This window comes from Nocardioides agri, assembly GCF_013778305.1.
Classification (GTDB): Bacteria; Actinomycetota; Actinomycetes; order Propionibacteriales; family Nocardioidaceae; genus Nocardioides; species Nocardioides agri.
The window spans coordinates 143,658-158,807 of record NZ_JACEIC010000002.1; the positions used below are offsets into that span (position 1 = coordinate 143,658).

A 15,150-nucleotide genomic window follows, 5' to 3' on the forward strand; every position below is an offset into this window, starting at 1 on the left:
GCATGACGTGGCGCAGCTGGCTGCCCGACCTCGCAGTCGGCCTCGGGGTGCTGCTGGTCGGGCTCGTCGAGATCTTCAGGATCGACGCCTCCGCCTACGTCGACGACCCGCGCCCGGCTCTCGTGCTCGTCGTCGTCGGCATCGCCGGTGCCGCGGCGCTCGCGCGGCGGCTGCCGTCGGTCGCGCTCGCCGTGGTGTGGGTGGTCGGCACGCTCCAGGTGCTGACCGGCACCCAGCTGCTGATGACCCAGCTCGCGATCGGCGTCGTGGCGTTCGGCGCCGCCCGCTGGGGCAGCGCGGCGACCGTCCTGGCGAGCGCCCTCTCGATCCCGCTGGCCGCCGCGATCGCGGTCGTCTGGATCTCCCCCAGCGTCTTCTACACGGCGCTGGACACCGCCGGCTTCGAGATGCTCGTCGAGAGCACCCGTTTCGGTGACCGCTGGCAGGTCACCGCCGCGGTCGCCGGCATGGCCGTCCTCGGCGTGCCGTGGCTGGCCGGGCTCGCGCTGCGCTTCTCGGCCCGCGCCGACCAGTCCCGGGCCTCGCAGGTCGCCGCCGAGGCCGAGCGCGACCAGGCGGAGGAGATCGCCCGACTGCGCGAGCAGCAGGCCCAGCTCGCCCGCGACGTGCACGACGTCGTCGGCCACTCGCTGGCGGTGATCCTGGCCCAGGCGGAGTCGGCGCAGTACCTCGACGACGTCGACACCCAGGGCCTCAAGCGGACCATGCAGAACATCGCCACCTCCGCCCGCAGCTCGCTCGACGACGTGCGCCAGGTGCTCGCCTCCACCTCGGGCGCCGTGTCCGCGCCGACCCGGCAGGTCGATCTGGACGCGCTGGTGGAGGGCGTCCGCGCCAGTGGGCACGAGGTGGTGTCCACCGAGGTCGGCATCGCGCAGCCGATGCCGCCGGAGCTCGAGGTCGTCGCGTTCCGGGTGCTCCAGGAGATGCTCACCAACGCGATCAAGCACGGCCGCCGCGACCAGCCGGTCCGGGTGGAGCGGCACTGGGAGGGCGACCTGCGCATCGAGGTGCAGAACACGCTCGACACCACGGCGCCGGAGACCGAGCCCCTGGTGCGGCTCGACCCGGCCGCACCGCCCCCGCCGGCCGGGCAGGGGCTGGACGGGATGCGCCGCCGCCTCGAGGCGGTCGGCGGGCGCCTCGACGTACGCCGACGGCTCGACCCGCCGACCTTCACCACGACCGCCTGGGTGCCGGTGAGGCCGCGATGACCGAGCCCATCCGCGTCCTCCTCGTCGACGACCAGGACCTCTTCCGCGAGGGGGTCCGCGTCATCGTCGACGCCCAGGACGGCATGGAGGTCGTCGGCGCGGCCGGCGACGGGCGCGAGGCGGTCCGGCTCGTCGAGGAGCTCGAGCCCGACGTCGTGCTGATGGACATCCGGATGCCGGAGATGGACGGCGTGGAGGCGACCCGGCAGATCTTCCTGCCCGAGCGCACCGCCCGCCGGGAGCGGCCGACGCGGGTCATCGTGCTCACCACGTTCAACCTCGACGACCGCGCGGCGACCGCGATCCGCTACGGCGCCAGCGGCTTCCTGCTCAAGGGCACCACGCCCGTGATGCTGCGCGACGCGATCCGCACGGTGCACGCCGGCAACGCGGTGCTCGCGCCGACGGACCTGTCGGCCCTGCTCGAGGGGACGTTCCGGGAGCAGACGCCCGCGCCCGCGTCGTACCTCTCCCTGACCGAGAAGGAGCGCGAGGTCTTCGGCGCGGTCACCCGCGGCCTGTCCAACACCGAGATCGCCGGGCAGGTCTTCCTCAGCGAGTCGACCGTCAAGACCCACGTGGGCGCGATCCTGCGCAAGCTCGGGCTGCGCGACCGGGTGCAGATCGTGGTCTTCGCCCACGAGCACGGACTCGCCCAGAGGCCGGGCTAGGAGACCAGCCGCTCCAGCAGGTGCTCGAGCTGGCGGGCCGGGTCGGCCGTGACGCCGCCGTGCACCGGGCCGGGCTGGATGACCGTGCTGCGGGGCGCCTTGACGAATCCGAACCGCTGGCTCATCGGGCGACCAGCGGCCGCTCCGCCCCGCGCGTCGCCAGCGCAGACGCCCTCGACGAACTCGAGCGCCTCGCACACCTGGTCGAGGTCGAGGCGCGGGTCGAGGGCGGTGAGCCGGTCGCGGTCGACGTGCCACGCGGCCTGCAGGAAGTCGGTGGCCTGGCAGTAGAGCACCACCCCGACGTTGACGAACTCCTCGCGGTCGACCCGCGGCACGCAGCGCAGCACGACGTACTGGTAGGCCAGGGAGGTCATCGAGCCACCTCCGCCGCGTCGTCGGCGAGCGGCAGCCACTGGCGCGTGCCGAGGCGAGCGGTCAGGAACGAGACGTACGCCGCGCGCACGGCGTCCGGCGTCTCCGCCCCTGGCACCGGTTCGAGCCACTCGTCGGGGACCTCCGCGAGCACCTCCGCGAACACCTGCTCGTCGAGCAGCGTGCTGATCTCGGCGTCGGCGTCGGCCAGGCCGGTCGTCTGGGAGCTGAAGACGTGGTCCTCGATGCTCCACGGCTGGTCGGCGAACCGCTGCTCGGCGCCCTCCTTCTCCAGGGCGCCGCCCGCCCAGGCGTGGTGGAAGTACATCGAGGCGCCGTGGTCGATCACCCACACGTCGCCGTGCCAGACCAGCAGGTTGGGGTTGCGCCACGAGCGGTCGACGTTCGCGGTGAAGGCGTCCAGCCACAGCACCTTCGCCCCCACGCCCGGCTTGGCGATCGCATGGCTGTCGTAGCCGAACGAGCCGGGCAGGAAGTCCACGCCGAGGTTGAGACCGGCGCTGGCGTTGAGCAGGTCCTGCACCTCCTCGTCCGCCTCGTAGCGGGCGATCTCGGGGTCGAGCGCGAGCGCCACCAGCCGGGGCGTGCGCAGCCCGATGCGCCGGGCGAGCTCGCCGACGACGACCTCCGCGACCAGGACCCGCAGCCCCTGCCCGGCGCCCCGGAACTTGCACACGTAGGTGCCGAGGTCGCTCGCCTCGACGATGCCGGGCAGGCTGCCGCCCTCGCGGAGGGGCGTGGCGTAGCGGGTCACGGCGACGATCGGGAGCACGGGCGCCAGCCTAGGGTTTCGCACCCGATCCTGCGGATAGGGTCGTCGTGGCGCCCGATGGAGGCGCCGTTTCCGGGAGGACAGGACACCCATGAACGTTCGTCGTGCCATCAGCTCAGTGATCGCGACCATCCTGGTCGGATGCGCTCTCGGGGTGGCCGGCGCCGCCCCCGCCTCCGCGCAGGAGGCGACCGTCGTCTCGACCTACAACTCCAGCGGCCAGTGGGTCGAGGTGAGCGACTACCAACAGCAGCCGGGAGTGCCCGTCTACGGATCGCAGTACTACTACAACATCGTCATCCAGACGGCGTCCGGCAGCGCGGCGATCGGCACCGACGCCGTCACGACGCTGCAGCAGCTCGACGCCGGCTCCTCGACCTGGGTCACGGTCGCCCAGGCGACCGGCCCCTACCTGAGCGGCTACACGAAGGCGCTGACGAGCGGGACGTTCCGCGTCACCTACAGCGGCAACCCGAACTTCGCGCCGACCAGCGCCGACGCGCCCTACCAGGTCCAGCGCAAGGTGACCGTCCAGAACAAGGGCGTCCGCCGGGTCCTGCTGGTCGGCAAGGTGGCGCCGACGTACCACGGCAAGGTCCTGATCCTGAAGAAGGCCGGCAAGAAGTGGAAGACGTGGAAGGTCCTCCGCACGAACAAGCGGAGCGTCTTCAAGACGGGCCTGCCCGCGCCGCGCCACGGTCGCTACTACTGGCGCGCGGTCATCAAGCCGAGCGGCGGCTTCGTCGCGACCGACAGCGGCATCTTCTACACCTACAAGCGCTGAGGCCGGCCGAGGTTCAGCCGAGGACCCGGCGGACGTCGAGCGTGCACCCGACCACCGTGTCGACGCTTCCGTCCTCCTGGGGCTCGTCGAACCACAGGCCCTCGGTGAAGCCGACCTTCGCGAGCAGCCTCAGCGAGGCCGCGTTGCGGTGGTCGGGAGCAGCAAAGTAGGCCGTGGCCTCGGGGAACCGGTGGCGGGCGCGCAGCATCCACGCCCACAGCACCCGGACCCCGAGGCCGCGGCCGCTCCACTCCTCGGCGAGCGCGTAGTCCACGCCGATGGCCGTGGGATCGGGGCCGAGCACGGCGTACTCGGGGTAGTCGCCGACCCGGTAGTCCTGGACGAACCCCACGGACCGCCCGTTGACCTCGGCGATCCACATCCGGGTCGGGGTCATCCCGTCGATGCTCGGGCCGTACTGGGCGGCGACGCGCTCGGCCGTCGGCTCGCCGTCGGACGCCCACCAGCGGTGCAGGTGCTCGGACTGGCGCCAGCGAACCACCTCCGGCAGGTCGCCGCGCGTCATCGCCCGGACCGCGACGCGGTTGTCGTGGTCGACGACGAACCGCTTCACCTCGCCGGAGAGGTCCAGCGGCACCGGCTCGACGTGCAGGCTCGCGACCGTCCGACGCGCGGCCGCGGCCCACGCCTCGCCCTCGCGCGCGACGCCGGCGAGCTCGTGGCCCCGGTCCTGCACGACCAGGCGCAGGCTCATCTGCGTCGGACCACCTGCCGGGCCGGCTCCCGGACCGCGGTGCCGAACAGCTCGCAGGCCAGGACTTCGCGCTCAGCCGCCACGCCGACATTGTGTCGGGTCGGTGGGGTCAGTCGTCCATAGCCGTCTCAGGCCCCTCCCGGCCCGAGGCCGCGAGCTCGTCCTTGACCACGGCGAACGCCAGCCCGGAGCCGTAGCCCTTGCGAGCCAGCATCCCGACGAGGCGGCGGGTCGCCGTGGTGTCATCGACCCGGCTCAGCGAGCGCAGCTTCTTGCGCACCAGCGCCCGCGCCGCCTCCTCCTCGTCCGCCGGGTCGATCTCGTCAAGCGCCTCGCGGGCGACCTCGTCGTCGACGCCCTTGCGGCGCAGCTCCTGGGCCAGCGCCCGGCGGGCGAGGTGCTTGCCCGGCTGCCGGGAGGCGATCCACGAGCGCGCGAAGGCCTCGTCATCGACCAGGCCGACCTCCTCGAACCGGTCGAGGAGACGGGTGGCGACCTCGGGCGGGACGTTCTTGGCGCTCAGCTTGTCGGCGAGCTCCTTGCGGCTGCGCGCCTGCCCGGTGAGCTGGTCGAGCAGGATCTTGCGGGCGACCGACTCCGGGTCGGCCTCCGGGACCTGGACGGCCGTGTCCTCGGGGGGCGGGGCGCCGCCTCGTCGCGAGACGGGACGTCCGTTGTCCTCCACCGCCGGGGCCGCGGCAGGGGCGGACGCGCGGCGTGTCCACGCGTCCACCCCCGTCGAGACGTCACCGAGCCAGTCGGGCGGCGGCCGGTCCTCCTCGAGCGTCATGTCGTTGCTCCTCAGTCCCCCGAGGCCACCGTCAGAAGGAGTCGACGCCGATCGGCTCGTCGGAGAGCGGCGCCTCCTGGTCGACCTGCGGGCCGACGCCGAGCTTCTCGAGGATCCGCTTCTCGAGCTCGTTGGCGAGGTCGGGGTTGTCCTTGAGGAACTTCCGCGAGTTCTCCTTGCCCTGGCCGAGCTGGTCGCCCTCGTAGGTGTACCAAGCACCGGCCTTGCGGACCAGGCCCGCCTCGACGCCGACGTCGATCAGGCCACCCTCGCGGCTGATGCCCTTGCCGTACATGATGTCGAACTCGGCCTGCTTGAACGGCGGGGCGACCTTGTTCTTGACGACCTTGACGCGGGTCCGGTTGCCGACCATGTCGGTGCCGTCCTTGAGCGTCTCGATGCGGCGCACGTCGAGGCGCACCGAGGAGTAGAACTTCAGCGCCCGGCCACCGGTGGTGGTCTCCGGCGAGCCGAACATGACGCCGATCTTCTCGCGCAGCTGGTTGATGAAGATCGCGGTCGTCTTGGAGTTGTTGAGCGCACCGGTCATCTTGCGCAGCGCCTGGCTCATCAGGCGGGCCTGCAGGCCGACGTGGCTGTCGCCCATCTCGCCCTCGATCTCGGCCCGCGGCACGAGCGCGGCCACCGAGTCGATGACGATCAGGTCGAGGGCTCCGGAGCGGATCAGCATGTCCGCGATCTCCAGGGCCTGCTCACCCGAGTCGGGCTGGGAGACCAGCAGGGCGTCGGTGTCGACGCCGAGGGCCTTCGCGTACTCCGGGTCGAGCGCGTGCTCGGCGTCGATGAACGCCACGATGCCGCCGGCCGCCTGGGCGTTGGCCACGGCGTGCAGCGCGACCGTCGTCTTGCCCGACGACTCGGGGCCGTAGATCTCCACCACGCGGCCACGCGGCAGACCGCCGAGGCCGAGGGCGACGTCGAGGGCGATCGCCCCGGTCGGGATCACCTCGAGGGGGGCGCGGGTCTCGTCGCCGAGGCGCATGACCGAGCCCTTGCCGAACTGTCGCTCGATGTTGGCGAGGGCGGCGTCCAGGGCCTTCTCGCGGTCTCCTCCAGCCATCTGCTGCTTCCTTGTCTCTCGTCGGGTTCCAGGCACATCGGCGACGTTAGAGCGAGCCACCGACAGCGCCTGATCAGCGCCGTCCAGATCTGTGGAGAACCTCGTTCGAGTCGTGCCTGTGGAGAGAAACTAGCCCGAACACCTGTTCGATGCCGGCATTGGCCCCGGCGTGTCCGCGCGCTCCTCGGCGCTCAGCCGGGCAGCAGCACCCGGAACCGGCAGCCGGCCGGGCCGCCGACGTTCTCCACCTCGACGACCCCGCGGTGCGCCTCGACGATCCCCTTCACGATCGCCAGGCCCAGCCCCGCGCCGTGCTGGGCCTCGGACTGCTGGGCGGGCTCCGGCTGGGGCGTCCGCGCGGCCGCGCCGCGCCAGGCGACGTCGAAGACGCGGTCCATCTCCTCCGGGCTCAGGCCCCCGCACTCGTCGCGCACGCTCAGCTCCACCCCGTCGGGGACGGCGCGGCCGAGGATCTCGACCGTCCCGTCCGCCGGAGTGTGCCGGACGGCGTTCATGACCAGGTTCGTCAGCACGCGGCTGAGCCCCGCAGGGTCGGCCACCACCTCGACGCCGTCCTCCGCGCTGCCACCCAGCTGGACGCTGAACGCCCGCGCGACGGGGTCGGCACCCGCGATCGCCTCGCTGACCAGGTCGACCAGCGCCAAGGGCTCGGGGTTGATGGCCAGGACGCCGGCGTGGATGCGGGAGAGCTCGAAGAGGTCGTCGACCATCCGCGCCATCCGGTCGACCTCGACGCGGATCTGGCGGTGGTAGCGCTCCGGGTCGGCGGCCATCCCGTCCTCGAGGGCCTCGGTCATCGCCCGCATGCCGGCGAGCGGGGTGCGCAGGTCGTGGGAGACCCAGGACACCAGCTCGCGGCGAGAGCTCTCCAGCCGCGCCTCGCGGAGCCGGGACTCGGCGAGCCGCTCGCTCGTCCGCGCCAGCTCCTCCGAGAGGGCCTGGAGCTCGCTGGGCCCGCGCGGGTCGGCGACGTAGGACCCGTGCAGGTCGAGGGTGCGCGCGCCCTGGCGCAGCGTCTCGGACCAGCGCGAGATGGCCGCACCGAGCGCCAGTGCCACCACGAGCGCGACCACGCCGGCCACGGCAGCGACCAGGCTCACGACCTCCCAGTCGTGGTGGGAGATGAACATCAACCGGGAGACCGCGACGACCCCGGCCAGCACCGAGCCGATCGACACGACGACGATCAGGCCCAGCTGCCACCGGATCGAGCGGTGCCGCACCAGCCATGCGGCGAGGAGGCCGACGGCGCCGACGCCGACGGCGCACCCGGCCGCGACCAGCACGATCTGCACCTGGTCATCCGTCATCGCGAGCCTCCCAGCGGTAGCCGACACCCCACACCGTCACCAGCCGCTCGGGGCGGGTCGGGTCGGCCTCGACCTTCTCCCGGAGCCGGCGGACGTGGACCGTGACCGTGGACTGGTCGCCGACCGACCAGCCCCACACCTCGCGCAGCAGGTCCTCGCGCGAGTACGCCGTGCCCGGGTGGGCCAGCAGGTAGCGCAGCAGCTCGAACTCCCGGCCGGTCAGGGCCAGCTCCGCGCCGTCGCGGGACGCCGTGCGGGCCGCCTCGTCGATCACCAGGTCACCGTCCCTCAGCCGGCGCGGCACGCTCCCCCGCGCGCTCCGCCGCAGCACCGAGTCCACCCGGAGCGCCAGCTCGCGCGGGCTGAAGGGCTTGGTGACGTAGTCGTCGGCCCCGACCTCCAGCCCCACGACCCGGTCGGTCTCCTCGCCGAGCGCGGTCAGCATCACGACCGGGACGTCGCGGGTCTCGCGCAGGCGGCGGCACACCTCGATCCCGTCGATGCCGGGCAGCATCAGGTCCAGGACGACCAGGTCGGCCGGCGCCTCGGCCATCGCCCGCAGCGCCGCCTCACCGTCGCCGGCCTCGACGACCTCGTGCTCGTGCGCGCGCAGGTAGGAGACGACCACCTCGCGGACGGTGTGGTCGTCGTCGACCACCAGGACCCGGGCCATCCTCACCTCCTCGCCGACCGCGAGCGTACGAGTGCGGCCACGGCGACCGCCAGCGCCGTCAGCCCCGCGAGCACCAGCCAGCCGGTGGTGTAGTCGCGGTCGAGCAGCGTGGGGTTGTCCGCCCGCGCGCCGAACCGGCCCAGCACCGGCACGGCCAGCAGTGTCAGCGGCCCGAGCACCACGAACCCCACGACGAGCGGCGCGCGCAGCGCGACCGGTGCCAGCCGGACGGCGAGCCCTCCGAGTGCCACGGTCACGACCGCGAGCACGGCGTCGTGAAGCAGCACGCCCGCGACCAGCCAGGTGGCGACGCCCAGGAGGTCGTGGCCCCGGCTGAGCAGCAGCCAGCCGCCGTACGCCGCCAGCAGCAGGCCGAGGGCACCGAGCGCCGTCCGCACCGCCCCGGTCACGCGGCCACCTCCAGACGGGACACCCACTTGGTCTGCAGCACGCCCGGCCGGTTCGGCGCGATGATGCGGGCCGGGTACCCGTGGTCGAGTGCGAGCGGCTCACCGGCGAGCGAGAGCGCCAGCAGCGTGCGGTCGTCCTCGACGAAGCTCGCGTGCAGACGGGTCGTGCGGTAGGGGCCGGACTCCTGCAGGGAGGTGACCACGACGTCGGCACCCGACGGTGCCCCGACGAGGTCGAGCAGGTCGCGCACCCGCACCCCGGTCCACACGCCGGAGGCGCTCCAGCCCTCGACGCAGGCGATCGGCAGGGTGCAGGAGGCCTGGGGCAGCGCGAGGAGGTCCGCCCGGGTGAAGGTCCGCGACCGGTCACCGTCGGCGACCGTGAGCAGGTAGTCGTCGGCGGTGGCGCTGGCCGTGACGCCGGCCGCGGCGGCGGACTTGTTGATCGGGACACCTGCCGGTCCGTCGCCGGACCGCACCCCGAGCACCGACACCTGCCGCAGCCACGGCACCGTGCTGCCGGCGGTCGCGAGCACCGCGACCCCGGCCGAGAGCCAGGTCGCCCGCAGCAGACCGCGGCGAGAGAGCACGCCGTCGGCGGTCGCCGCCGGCCGGTCGTACGCCGTGGCGTCGACGTCCGCCCGCAGGGCTCCGCGGATCACGGGCAGCTTCACCGCGACGTGCAGCAGCAGCGCGCCGACTGCGACCCACGCGATCGCGTAGTGCGTCGATCGGAACGAGAACGCCCACGGGTACCACTGGGCGGAGTTGGCCAGTCCCGTCGCCAGCTGGAAGACGGCTGCGGCGACGAGCACGGCGATCGAGGCCCGTTCGGCGAGGTCGACACCGAGGCGGCGCCAGCCGCGCTCGGGCGGGCGGAAGAGCAGGGGGTAGACGGTCCAGAGCTTGACCAGCAGCAGCGGCACGGCGGCCGTGCCGGTGACGACGTGCAGCCCTTGCGTCACCCGGTAGCCCCAGGCGGGGCTGGCCGGGAACGGCACCGGGTGCGCGGCGTTCTGGGCGTAGTGGCTCACCAGACCCGTGGCGAAGCAGACTCCGAAGCAGATCCCGAGCCAGAGGCCGACCCGCGCCGTGACCGCCGCGCTCCGCAGCCGGGAGCCGAACGAGGCGTCGGACGGGATCCTCATGCTGCCGCCGCGAGCACCACGCACCAGCGCGAGCAGCACTCGAGCCGGTCGACGACCGCGAACCCCGCGCGGTCCACGATCGCGTCGATCCCGTCCATCCCCACGACCGCCCACGGGACCACCTGGGTGGCGCCGCCGTGCTCGACCGCGGCGTAGTCGCGGACCGCCTCCGTGCCGGGCTCCGCCACCTCCGCCACCACCCGGCCGCGGGGGTCGAGGAGGGTCCGGAGCCGGCCGAGCAGGGCGACCGGGTCGCCGCCGATGCCGAGGTTGCCGTCGGCGAGCAACGCCGTCCCCCAGCGTCCCTCGCCCGGCAGGTCGCCGAAGACGTCGCGCCGCAGCGCGGCACCGCCGCGGTCGCGGGTCGAGCTGACCGCGCTCGGCACCACGTCGATGCCGAGCACGACGTGCCCCCGCTCGGCCAGGCCGGCCGTGAACCGGCCCGGACCGCAGCCGACGTCGAGCGTCGGCCCGACGCAGCGCGAGAGGATCGCCGCGTCGTGCTGGTCGACCGGTCGGTCCCAATGGTCGATCCGCAGCCGGGTGACCGGTTGCTCGACGCTCACGGCGCGACCGCCCGCCAGGTCCGGGCGAACTCACCGGCCGCGGCGAGCCCAGCCACCGCCCGCGCGTCCGCGGCGTCGTCGACGTCCCGCATCGTCCTCGCGGTGCCGACGGTGAGACCTCCGCCGATCAGGGCCGCACGCGTCTCGTCGTACGTCGTCGGTGCAGACATGGACACGTCGCGCAGGAGGGTCGCCGCGCTCGGGTCACGCAGGCCGAGCACCCACCAACCACCGTCCTCGGCGGGCCCGAGCACCGCCTCGTGGTCGCGGAGCGCCACGGCGACGGCGCGCAGGTCCTCGGGCCTGACCTGCGGGGTGTCCATGCCGATCTGGACGACCGGCGGGCCGGCCGGCAGGTCGGCGTGCGCGTTGGCGAGCCGCTCGGCGAACCCAGGCCCGCGCTGGGGTCGCACGGCCCAGCCCTCCAGAGCCTCGCCGATCTCCTCGCCCCGGACGGCCTCGGACAGGTCGCCCGCCAACGCGAGCAGGCACGCGCGGGCGCCGAACGCCGCCTCGCAGGAGGCGATCGTGTCCAGGAGCGCCGACGCGGCCACCTCTGCCGCCGCCCGAGCGCCGACGTGCACGGCCAGGCGGGTCTTGACCTGGCCGGCGACGGGCGCCTTGGCGACCACGAGGGCTCGGACGTCGCTCACGCCATCACCCGCCAGAAGTCACGGGCCGTGCGGAGCGTGCCACGCATCGACCCCGAGACCTTCGACCGCGTCCCCGCGGCGCGTGGACGGTAGGCGACGTCCCGCTCGACGAACCGCCATCCGGCGGCGGTCGCCTTCAGGAGCAGCTCGAGCGGGTAGCCGAAGCGTCGGTCCTGAACTGCCAGCCCGAGGAGCGCGTCGCGGCGGCACACCCGGATCGGGGCGATGTCGTGCACGGTGACGCGGATGCGGCGGCGCAGCAGCCAGAGGACGATCGCGTTGCCGGTGCGGGCGTGCCAGGGCCACACGCCGCGCCCGACCGGTCGCCGCCGGCCCACGGCGAGGTCGGCGCGTCCGGACCGGACGTCGGCGAGGAGGGGCAGCAGCGCGGCCGGGTCGAACGAGTCGTCGCCGTCCATGACCGCGACGAACTCGCGCCTGGCCGCCAGCACGCCGGCGTGCACCGCCGCGCCGTACCCGGCCCGGGACTCGGCGACCACGGTCGCGCCGAGCGCGCGCGCCACGTCGGCAGTCCCGTCGCGCGAGCCGTTGTCGACGACGATGACGGCGAACTCCTCCGGCACGGTCGGCAGCAGCACCCTCAGCGCGGGCGCCTCGTCCCGGCAGGGCAGCACCAGGTCGCAGACGGGATCCATGTCGCGACCGTAGGCGCGGCGGCCGTCGGCTGACCCCGGCCAACCCTTACGAACCCGTGACGAAGCAGCGTGCGCGGTCGCCGCGGCGCCGCGCGCCCCTAGGGTCGATCCATGTCCACCACGCGCGCCGCCTGGGTCGGCCTCGGGGTGGCGTTGCTCCTCGTGGCGCTGGCGTTCGCCGTCCCACCGGTGCTCGGCTGGGAGGTCTGGCCGCGGGCGCCGCGCAGCACGGTGAGCGGCGAGGTGCCGCCGCTCCACGGCTTCTGGCGGCCCACCTGGTGGGGCCCCGGCACCCTGCCGGCGGTCCTGGTCGCGGCGCTGGGCGTGCGCTTCGGCCCTGGCCTCGCACGGCGGCTCTCCTGGGGTCGGCTGCTCGCGGCGTCGTACGCCGCGGGGCTGGCGTGGCTGCTCTCGCTCGCGCTGGTCGACGGTGGCGACGGCCTGGGCCGCGCGATCGGCGACCGCTACGAGTACCTGCCGGCCGCGCGCGCCGTCACCGACGTGCCCGGCCTCCTGCATGGCTACGTCGACCGGATCCCGATCGACTCACCCGAGGCGTGGCCCACGCAGCCGGCCGGCCACCCGCCCCTGGCCCTGCTGTTCTTCGTCGGGCTCGACCGGCTCGGGCTCGGCGACCCGACGGTGGCGGGGGTCGTCGTGACGGCCCTGGCTGCAACAGCCGTGGTCGCCGTCCTCGTCACGCTGCGCGCGCTCGGTGCCGAGGAGGCGGCCCGGGCGGCCGCCCCGCTCCTGGTGCTCACCCCGGCCGCGGTCTTCCTGGCCGTCTCGGCGGACGCGGTGTTCACCGCGGTGGGCGCCTGGGGCCTGGCGTGCCTGGCGATCGCGGCGACGGCAGCGTCGCGCCGAGGCGCGACGGCGTGGGCGGCGCTGGCCGGCCTGTTGCTCGGCGCCGCCGTGATGATGTCCTACGGCCTGCCGCTCCTGGGCGTGCTGGCCCTCGCGGTGCTGCTGGCCGCGCGCTCCTGGCTGCCGCTGCCGGTCGCCGCTGCGACCGCCCTGGCCGTGGTGCTCGGGTTCGCCGCCGCCGGGTTCGCCTGGTGGGAGGCGATCGGAGTGCTGCACGAGCGCTACTGGGACGGCATCGCCGCCGACCGACCCGCGTCGTACTGGCTGTGGGGCAACCTCGCGGCCCTGCTGGTGTGCGCCGGCCCGCTGCTGGGCGCCGGTCTGGCGCAGACCGCCGTCGCGCGCCGACCGCGTGCGGTCGCGCTCCTGGTCGCGGCGGCCGCGCTGACCGTGCTCCTCGCCGACGCGTCGCGGATGAGCAAGGCGGAGGTCGAGCGGATCTGGCTGCCGTTCGTGCCGTGGCTGACGATCTCGGTCGCGCTGCTGCCGGAGCGGTGGCGCCGCTGGGGGCTGGGCCTGCAGGTCGTCTGGGCGCTGGCCGTGCAGCACCTGCTCTACACGAGCTGGTGAGCCCTCACGGCCGCAGTGGAGCGGTCGCGAACGCCCGGAGCCCGATGTCCGGACGGATCGCGGCGGCGAACCCGAGCTCGGCGCGGGCCAGCGCCGGCGAGGCCACGACGTGCCGCACGTCGCCGAGCCGGAAGCCGCCGGTCACCTCGGGGTCGATCCCGCTTCCGGCGCCGACCAGCTCCGCGACGCGCAGGATCGAGACCGGCTCCCCGGAGCACACGTTGTAGGCGTCGTACCGGCCCGAGGGAGCCTCGACGACAGCCTCGAGCGCGAGCAGGTTGGCCCGCGCCACGTCGGAGACGTGCACGAAGTCGCGCATCTGGCCGCCGTCCTCGTAGACGCGTGGTCGCTCGCCACGCTCGAGCGAGGAACGGAACATCGCGGCGACGCCGGAGTACGGCGTGTCGCGCGGCATCCCCGGTCCGTAGACGTTGTGGTAGCGCAGCGCCACCGCCGCCGCGTCGGCCTGCCGGACCCACGCGGAGGCGTAGTGCTCCTGGGCGACCTTGCTGGCGGCGTACGACGAGCGCGGGTCGAGCCGGGCCGACTCGTCGACCAGCGCCCAGCCCAGGACCCGGCCACACTCCGGGCAGTGGTTCTCCACGTCGCCGGCCTCGAGGGCCTCGCGGCGGCGCGGTGGCGGCACCTGGTCGCCGTGCTCGGGGCAGGTGTAGCGACCCTCGCCGTAGACGACCATCGAGGAGGCGAGCACGAGCCGCGCGACCCCGGCGTCGTGCATCGCGGCCAGGAGCGCTGCCGTGCCGAGGTCGTTGTGCCCGGCGTACGCCGGCAGGTCTCCGACGCGCACGCCCGCGCCGACCACGGCCGCCTGGTGGCAGACGGCGTCGACGCCCGCGAGCAGATCGCCCCATGCCGCGGCGTCCCGCACGTCGAGCCGGTGGGTCCCGGGCGGCGGGTCGGTGGCGCCGTGCGCCTCCGGCAGCATCAGGTCGACCCGCACGACCTCGTGGCCGGCGTCGCCGAGCGCGGCGTCGACGGCGCTGCCGATGAACCCGGCCGAGCCGGTCAGCAGCACCCTCACGGCACGTCGTAGGTCAGGTCGATGCCGTCGGCCCAGGTCGAGCACGAGCAGCCGGCCGGGTCGGGCAACGCCGCGACGGCGCGCGCGAGCAGGCCGGTGAGCCGCTCGAGGTTCGCCCGGAAGAGCGCGAACACCTCCTCCTGGCCGACCCCGGCGCCGGACTCGGCGCCGGCGTCCATGTCGGTCACCAGCGCCAGTGCCGCGTAGCAGAGCCGCTGCTCGCGGGCGAGGGCCGCCTCCGGGGCGCCGGTCATGTTGATCAGCGTGCCCCCGGACTCCGCGTAGCGCTGCGACTCGGCGCGCGTGGAGAAGCGCGGTCCCTCGATGACGACCATCGCTCCCCCGGACCTCACGTCCGGGTCGGCCGCCGCGAGTGCGCCCGCGACACCCGGGCAGTAGGGATCGGCGAACGGGAGGTGGACCGCCCCCGTCTCGACGTACGACGAGATCCGGCGGTGGGTGCGGTCGACGAGCTGGTCGGGCACGACGAGGTCACCGGGCGCGACGTCGTGGGTCAGGCCGCCGACGGCGCACGGTGCGAGCACCTGCCGCACGCCGAGCGCGCGCAGCGCCCACAGGTTGGCGCGGTAGGGGATGGCGTGCGGCGGGAACTCGTGGTGCCGGCCGTGCCGGGGCAGGAAGGCCACCCGCCGGCCGGCCACCTCGCCGACGGCGATCGGCGCCGAGGTCGCGCCGTACGGCGTCTCGACGGCGTGCTCCTCGACGTCGTCGAGGAAGGAGTAGAAGCCGGTGCCGCCGATGACGGCGACCTCCGCGGTGGAGTTCACGG

18 protein-coding genes are annotated in these 15,150 nt (G+C 74.1%); 4 read left to right on the forward strand and 14 right to left on the reverse strand.

Going from position 1 to position 15,150, the window contains the following annotated elements; genetic code table 11:
- The first annotated feature begins 2 nt into the window (after nucleotides 1-2).
- Both HZF07_RS05230 and HZF07_RS05235 read left to right on the forward strand, forming a co-directional pair.
- Nucleotides 3-1,235, forward strand: coding sequence for a sensor histidine kinase (locus HZF07_RS05230; protein WP_181644827.1), 1,233 nt, complete (start codon nucleotides 3-5; stop codon nucleotides 1,233-1,235).
- Nucleotides 1,232-1,906 (forward strand): response regulator, encoded by a 675-nt coding sequence (locus tag HZF07_RS05235; RefSeq protein ID WP_157340084.1) that lies wholly within the window; start codon nucleotides 1,232-1,234, stop codon nucleotides 1,904-1,906. Before HZF07_RS05230 ends, HZF07_RS05235 begins: the two co-directional genes overlap by 4 nt.
- Here HZF07_RS05235 and HZF07_RS05240 read toward each other — a convergent pair.
- Together HZF07_RS05240 and HZF07_RS05245 are read right to left on the reverse strand one after the other, a co-directional pair.
- Nucleotides 1,903-2,283: a DUF3037 domain-containing protein gene (locus tag HZF07_RS05240; RefSeq protein WP_157340085.1), complete on the reverse strand. Its 381-nt coding sequence runs from the start codon at nucleotides 2,281-2,283 to the stop codon at nucleotides 1,903-1,905. The two genes, HZF07_RS05235 and HZF07_RS05240, sit on opposite strands and share 4 nt — an antisense overlap.
- Nucleotides 2,280-3,074, reverse strand: coding sequence for a HipA family kinase (locus tag HZF07_RS05245; RefSeq protein WP_181644828.1), 795 nt, complete (start codon nucleotides 3,072-3,074; stop codon nucleotides 2,280-2,282). Before HZF07_RS05245 ends, HZF07_RS05240 begins: the two co-directional genes overlap by 4 nt.
- Nucleotides 3,075-3,192: 118 nt before the next feature.
- Here HZF07_RS05245 and HZF07_RS05250 point away from each other — a divergent pair, with 118 nt between their 5' ends.
- A complete protein-coding gene (locus HZF07_RS05250; RefSeq protein WP_157340086.1) occupies nucleotides 3,193-3,858 on the forward strand; it encodes a hypothetical protein in 666 nt (221 codons plus the stop codon).
- A gap of 13 nt (nucleotides 3,859-3,871) precedes the next feature.
- Here HZF07_RS05250 and HZF07_RS05255 read toward each other — a convergent pair whose 3' ends face one another.
- From HZF07_RS05255 to HZF07_RS05300, 10 genes are all read right to left on the reverse strand, one after another.
- Nucleotides 3,872-4,573: a GNAT family N-acetyltransferase gene (locus tag HZF07_RS05255; RefSeq protein ID WP_157340087.1), complete on the reverse strand. Its 702-nt coding sequence runs from the start codon at nucleotides 4,571-4,573 to the stop codon at nucleotides 3,872-3,874.
- 109 nt (nucleotides 4,574-4,682) lie between these two features.
- Nucleotides 4,683-5,363: a regulatory protein RecX gene (locus HZF07_RS05260; protein ID WP_157340088.1), complete on the reverse strand. Its 681-nt coding sequence runs from the start codon at nucleotides 5,361-5,363 to the stop codon at nucleotides 4,683-4,685.
- A 31-nt stretch (nucleotides 5,364-5,394) separates the two neighbouring features.
- The gene (recA, locus tag HZF07_RS05265; RefSeq protein ID WP_157340089.1) at nucleotides 5,395-6,444 is read right to left on the reverse strand and encodes a recombinase RecA; all 1,050 of its coding nucleotides are present in this window, start codon (nucleotides 6,442-6,444) and stop codon (nucleotides 5,395-5,397) included.
- A 191-nt stretch (nucleotides 6,445-6,635) separates the two neighbouring features.
- Complete coding sequence (locus tag HZF07_RS05270; RefSeq protein ID WP_157340090.1) at nucleotides 6,636-7,775, reverse strand: sensor histidine kinase; 1,140 nt, start codon at nucleotides 7,773-7,775, stop codon at nucleotides 6,636-6,638.
- A complete protein-coding gene (locus HZF07_RS05275; RefSeq protein ID WP_157340091.1) occupies nucleotides 7,765-8,448 on the reverse strand; it encodes a response regulator transcription factor in 684 nt (227 codons plus the stop codon). The genes HZF07_RS05270 and HZF07_RS05275 overlap by 11 nt, the downstream gene beginning before the upstream one ends.
- 2 nt (nucleotides 8,449-8,450) lie before the next feature.
- Nucleotides 8,451-8,858, reverse strand: a complete 408-nt coding sequence (locus HZF07_RS05280) for a hypothetical protein (protein ID WP_157340092.1) — start codon at nucleotides 8,856-8,858, stop codon at nucleotides 8,451-8,453.
- Nucleotides 8,855-10,006, reverse strand: coding sequence for a molybdopterin-dependent oxidoreductase (locus HZF07_RS05285; protein ID WP_157340093.1), 1,152 nt, complete (start codon nucleotides 10,004-10,006; stop codon nucleotides 8,855-8,857). Before HZF07_RS05285 ends, HZF07_RS05280 begins: the two co-directional genes overlap by 4 nt.
- Nucleotides 10,003-10,572, reverse strand: a complete 570-nt coding sequence (locus HZF07_RS05290) for a class I SAM-dependent methyltransferase (RefSeq protein ID WP_309504531.1) — start codon at nucleotides 10,570-10,572, stop codon at nucleotides 10,003-10,005. The genes HZF07_RS05285 and HZF07_RS05290 overlap by 4 nt, the downstream gene beginning before the upstream one ends.
- A complete protein-coding gene (locus HZF07_RS05295) occupies nucleotides 10,569-11,225 on the reverse strand; it encodes a TIGR04282 family arsenosugar biosynthesis glycosyltransferase (RefSeq protein ID WP_181644829.1) in 657 nt (218 codons plus the stop codon). The genes HZF07_RS05290 and HZF07_RS05295 overlap by 4 nt, the downstream gene beginning before the upstream one ends.
- Nucleotides 11,222-11,881: a glycosyltransferase family 2 protein gene (locus HZF07_RS05300; RefSeq protein ID WP_157340094.1), complete on the reverse strand. Its 660-nt coding sequence runs from the start codon at nucleotides 11,879-11,881 to the stop codon at nucleotides 11,222-11,224. The genes HZF07_RS05295 and HZF07_RS05300 overlap by 4 nt, the downstream gene beginning before the upstream one ends.
- Nucleotides 11,882-11,992: 111 nt before the next feature.
- Between HZF07_RS05300 and HZF07_RS05305 the strand changes: the two genes are divergently transcribed.
- On the forward strand, nucleotides 11,993-13,318 hold the full coding sequence (locus HZF07_RS05305) for a hypothetical protein (protein ID WP_157340095.1): 1,326 nt from the start codon (nucleotides 11,993-11,995) through the stop codon (nucleotides 13,316-13,318).
- Nucleotides 13,319-13,322: 4 nt separating this feature from the next.
- On the opposite strand, the gene HZF07_RS05310 is transcribed toward HZF07_RS05305, so the two are convergent.
- On the reverse strand, nucleotides 13,323-14,360 hold the full coding sequence (locus tag HZF07_RS05310; protein ID WP_181644830.1) for an NAD-dependent epimerase/dehydratase family protein: 1,038 nt from the start codon (nucleotides 14,358-14,360) through the stop codon (nucleotides 13,323-13,325).
- Complete coding sequence (locus HZF07_RS05315; protein ID WP_309504534.1) at nucleotides 14,357-15,148, reverse strand: S-methyl-5'-thioadenosine phosphorylase; 792 nt, start codon at nucleotides 15,146-15,148, stop codon at nucleotides 14,357-14,359. Before HZF07_RS05315 ends, HZF07_RS05310 begins: the two co-directional genes overlap by 4 nt.
- Between the last annotated feature and the right edge of the window lie 2 nt (nucleotides 15,149-15,150).